Genomic DNA, 4,963 nt, shown 5'->3' with positions numbered 1-4,963 from the left:
CGTCACCGAGGGGAAGACCGCGGTGATCCATCTCGACCTCACCACCCTGACCGGCAGCCTCGCCGTCACCTCGGCGCCGACCGGCGCTCTGATCCTCATCGACGGCGCCGATACCGGCAAGATCACCGACGCCACCGTCGACGGCATCGCCGTCGGCGAGCACACCGTCACCCTGACGAAAGACGGCTACCGCACCGCCGAGGCGAACGTGACGATCCGGTACAACGAGACGACGACCCTCACCCTCGACCTCGTCGCGGCGACCGGGAACATCGCCGTCGCCTCGACACCCGACGGTGCAAAAGTCTTCCTCGACGGCACCGACACCGGGACGACGACGAACGCAACCCTTGAGAACGTCCCGGCCGGGGAGCACACGATCACCGTGAAGAAATCCGGCTACATGGATGCCTCGACGACCGTGACCGTCGCCGACACCGAAACCGCCACAGTCTCCCTCACCCTCCTCGAACCCTCCGGCAGCATCCGGGTCACCTCCTCCCCTGACGGCGCCCGCATCATTCTCGACGGTACCGACACCGGCGAAATGACGAACGCCACCCTCACCCGCATCTCGCCGGGCGAGCACACAATCGCCCTGAGCCTTGAGGGCTACCTCGATGCGGAAGAAACCGTGACGGTCGCCGTCGGCGAGACCGCAGAGGTCCACGTCGCCCTCAGCAGGGCCGCGATCACCCTCCGGCCCGGCTGGAATTTCGTCTCGACACCGAAGACCCTCGCCGCCGGGCAGGACACGATTGCGATCTTCGACGAGGTGGACACCGGCGGCCACTCCGTCCTGCTGTATAACGGGACGAACCGGTGGGAGGCGATGAGTTCGGCTGAGAGGTTCCAGCCCCTCGACGGCGTCTGGATCTTCGCAAACGGCACGTACACGATCCCGCTCACCTTCGCCGGTGGATCGGTCTCCACCCCCCCGACAAAAGACCTGGACGAAGGCTGGAACGCGATCGGGTTCTCTGACACCGTCCCCGAAGCCGCGGCCACCACGCTCAGGGCGGTCGAAAAGAACTGGATGACCCTCTTTGCGTTCGACGCGGCGAACCAGGCATACGACGTCTCGATCATCCGCGGAGCAACAGGCCGCCACGGCGACGACCGCCCCATGAACCCCATGCAGGGATACTGGCTGTACATGAACAGTCCCGACACTCTCTGCGCAATAGGAGCATGAAGGTGATGCAGTAAACATCGCCGCGGCAGCCCTCATCGGTGGATAATGCCGTCATGAAGGGGCACCGCATTCTTCTTTTTTTTATCTGCGGGGAGAAGCGGGCAGGAGTCTTTCGTCTCCTCCCGCACTCTCCCCTGTATGGGTGGGCCTGGTGGTCGTTTTTCAGCCGGGGAGGCAGGCGCCGTCGCCCGGTGAGAATGATACCCTTCTCGCCTGGAGCCTGCCGTATGATCCCGAACCAAGCTGGGTTCGGTCGCATCGACAGTCGTGACCGCTCCCCCGCCCTTCTTCGTCGGCCTCCTCATGTGTATCATGTGGTTCCTTGAAGGCCGATTGCAAGGGCGGATCTCTGCCATGATCATTCATGGTATTGGACTGCCGGCGCAACCATCATATCGGAAATATAAGAAGAGGAAACCCGCGCTCAGGCGAGTTCCAGGATAAACATATCAGTGCCGCCTCATGCCGTACATCGCGGTGAAAATTGCTATAATGGCAGAGCAGGCCCCGAGAGGGGAGCGGGCGGCTTCCGGTTCTGCCGGTGCTGTCTCTTGAGAGTCGGTCATGGGAGGTGTCGCCGGCATGGTCGCGGTTTCTATGCCTGGCGTCTCCTCCCGGGCCTGATAGAGAGTGACTCTTTTTCCCTCGCCTGCTGCCACGATCCTCTTCCCGTCGCCGGAGATCGCGAGGGCATGTGCCGGAGTGTCGATGACCGTGCTGAGGACCTCGCCCCCTGGCGAGTTGAGGACGATCCCCTCACCGCCCACGGCGATCAGGGCCCCCTCCCCTGCAACCCCGACTCCCGGAAGTCTGTCTCCTGAAACTGTCGTCCAGAGAAGGTTGCCGTTCCTGTTGATGCAGGAGGCCACGCCGTGATCGGCACCGACGGCAATATATGACCCGTCGCCTGTGACAGAGCAGGAGAGACTGCTGCTCCCCGTGCCATAGCGCCATAGCAGTCTTCCGTCACCCGCGTATCTGAGGACCATGCCGTTTTTTGTCCCTGCCACGAGGGACGTAGCGTTGTCGGCGAGGTCCAGGGTGACGATGTCATCGTCGGTCCGGACCGACCATGACGGCAGAAAAACACCGACGGCGTTTTTCCTGAAGAGCACCAGGCTTTCATTGTCGAAGCCCCCGGCAATGCAGGAACCGTCAGGGGAGATCCCGACACCGAGGGCAAAGTAGCCGTTTGTATGTCTGAATACCCTGGCGCCTGTGCCGTCATATGCCCTGAGGTCTTCCCCGTCGACGGCAACAAGGGAACCGTCCCCTGATATCCCGAGGTGCCGGCCATGGCCGCCCGGCACCTCCCAGAGCAGTGCGCCGTCGGCAGTGTAACAATGGAGAGTGGAATCGGTACGGGCGGCAACCGTCGATCCGTCTGCCGAGATGGCGACATCTTTGACGGTATCTGAAAATGTTTTTTCCCACACGGGTTCAAAGGACGGCCCTGCCATTGCCGTGCCCGCCATCCCAGCAAAAAAGAGGGCGGCGATGAAGAACGCCAGCCCCCTCATCCCCGCCTCCGGAGGAGGATGCAGGCCCCGAAAAGTGCAATCATGCCGGCGCCGGCGCCGAACCCCGGCGCCGGTGCGGCGGTTGTGGGTGCGGCTGCCGCGGCGTCAGGGAAGAGTTCGGGGTGGATAGCGGCGGCGACCTCTTCGAGGGCGTCGACGATCCGCGGGCCGCCGCGGTCGATGATGTCTGAACTGACGATGTACACCCGGTCGTCCTGCACGGCCTTCATCTTTGCAAAGCGTGGCTCGTTCATGAAATACCTATAGATCAGGTCGTTCCCGCTCTCTCCCATCCCTGTCCCCGAGTTTACCAGGATGATGTCGGGATTGGTGGTGATGAACCGCTCCAGGGTGACAATCTGCCAGCCTTCAACGTCGGGAAATGCGTTCTTCCCGCCGACAAGGGTGATGAGTTCGTTCTGGAAGGTGGCATTGCCGCTCACCCAGATGGGGTCGTACCAGACGGCATGCATCACGCTCGGGCGCTCGGTGGTCGTCCCGACGGCTGCGGTCACGGCGTCGATCCGCGTCTGCATGGACGTCTTCAGATCGGCCGCCTCTGCAGTGCGCCCTGTCGCCTCTCCGGCGAGGGTGATGTCGCGGAGCGTCCCCTGCATGGAGTCCGGGTTGAGGGCGACGACCGTCAGGCCCAGGTCCCTGAGGTGGTTGACAACTTCCTCGGTGTTCCCGAACGCCGCAAGGACAAGGTCGGGCTTTGCCGCCACCACCCGTTCGATGTTCACGGTGGAATACCCGCCGACCTTCGGTTTCTCCTCTGCCCCGGCCGGGTAATTGCAGTAGTCTGTCACGCCGACCACCCGGTCGCCGAGACCGAGGGCAAAGAGGATCTCGGTGTTTGCCGGGGCAAGGGAGACGATGCGCCGGGGTTCATGCGTGATGACGACCATCTCCCCGAAGTCGTCGGTGACGGTCACCGACTGCCACGAAGACGAGGCTGCTGCTGTGGTCGTCTGTGCTATCGGAGTCGCGACGGCAGTCGTCGTCGCGGTCGCCACGGGAGCGGAGAGGGCAGGCGCCTTCTGTCCCGGGAGGATGGGGTAGGATTTCCCGAGCAGGGCCGGGACCGCCCGTGCCGTGATGCCGCAGGGGTTGTCTGTGGTATATGCCGTCCACGCGAACGAACCGTCTGGCTGCTGGAGATTCTGGAGATAGGAGGCTGCGTCTTTGCCGTTTTTCGACCATCCTGACGGGTTCTCGCCGGCGGCGGTGGCGGCCTGGACCACCCATGCCGCGGATGCGGCGTTCGACGAGGACGAACCGCCGTAGTTGAAACCGCCGTCGTCCATCTGGTGCGTCCTGAGGTAGTCGAGGGCCAGTGCAACGGCAGGGGAGTCCTTCGGTTCGCCCGCAGCGATGAGCGCCATGATCACAGCTGCGGTATCGTCCGAATCGCTCTCGGCACCGGGCATCCAGCCGTAGCCGCCGTCCTCGTTCTGCTGTTTCTTCAGCCAGGCGGCAGGTTTCTGTGCGTTTTCGCCCGCGGCGGCAAGCCCGAACAGGCCCCAGTAGGTGGTGTAGACGAAGTCGCCGAACTGACCGTCGGGTTTCATCCGCCCCTTCAGGTCGGCGAGGTGGTCGTGCCCGCCGAAGGCGCGAGGGTCCTCGCCGGCGGCGGCGATCAGAGTCACCATCTTCCCGAGTTCGGCCGTTCCTTCGGGTCGCGCGGCCTCGTCGGAATCTTTCCAGTAGTCGACCGCCGATGTGCCGTTCACCGTCCATGCATGCGGGTCCCCGCCGCTGGCGACGATCGCCATCACGGCAAACCACGAGGTGCCGGGGTTTGTCTCCCTCCCCGGTTCGGCGAACCCGCCATCGGCCTGCTGGCAGGACCGGATATAGTCCATGCTCTTCTGGACGGCCGGGTCGGCCGCGTCCATGGGGTGGGCGGCACCGAGAGCACAACAGGTCGCGCAGAGAAGGATAAGGATAGGAAGTGTCAGTCTCATTTCAGTCATCCCTTTTTCTGATCACGTACGCTGTACATCCGATAAGGACACCGGAAACGATGGCGAGGGTGCTGAGAGGCGCCTGTTGTGGTGCGGTCGCCTCAGGCGGTGTCTCTGTGGAAGGTGCGGCGGTGTCTGTCGTGTTCATCGTTGCCTCTCTTTCGCCGAGGGCGAGGAGTGCGAACCCGGAGAGTCCCTCCGGAGAGTCTGCCTCAAAGACCAGGTTGCCTGCACTGTCCGTCCCGGCCGGCCGCGTCTCCAGGAATGCGACCGTCCCGTTG

General features: G+C 63.6%; 4 protein-coding genes. 1 reads left to right on the top strand and 3 read right to left on the bottom strand.

Annotated features, from left to right (window positions below; all coding sequences use genetic code 11):
• Positions 1–1,195 (top strand): PEGA domain-containing protein (locus PHP59_RS11290; RefSeq protein ID WP_300167038.1); only part of this gene is annotated, 1,195 nt, incomplete at its 5' end.
• A gap of 449 nt (positions 1,196–1,644) precedes the next feature.
• Here PHP59_RS11290 and PHP59_RS11285 read toward each other — a convergent pair.
• The 3 genes from PHP59_RS11285 to PHP59_RS11275 all read right to left on the bottom strand — a co-directional run.
• A complete protein-coding gene (locus PHP59_RS11285; RefSeq protein ID WP_300167035.1) occupies positions 1,645–2,715 on the bottom strand; it encodes a PQQ-binding-like beta-propeller repeat protein in 1,071 nt (356 codons plus the stop codon).
• Positions 2,712–4,682 carry a helical backbone metal receptor gene (locus PHP59_RS11280; protein WP_300167032.1) on the bottom strand — a complete coding sequence of 657 codons (1,971 nt, stop codon included), beginning with the start codon at positions 4,680–4,682 and terminating at the stop codon, positions 2,712–2,714. The genes PHP59_RS11285 and PHP59_RS11280 overlap by 4 nt, the downstream gene beginning before the upstream one ends.
• Before the next feature lies 1 nt (position 4,683).
• On the bottom strand, positions 4,684–4,963 hold a 280-nt coding region (locus PHP59_RS11275; RefSeq protein WP_300167030.1), incomplete at its 5' end, for a hypothetical protein.

Origin of the sequence: Methanofollis sp., assembly GCF_028702905.1 — an archaeon.
Taxonomy (GTDB): Archaea; Halobacteriota; Methanomicrobia; order Methanomicrobiales; family Methanofollaceae; genus Methanofollis.
Note: the sequence above shows the minus strand (reverse complement) of the source record. Positions and strands in the feature narration are given on the sequence as shown.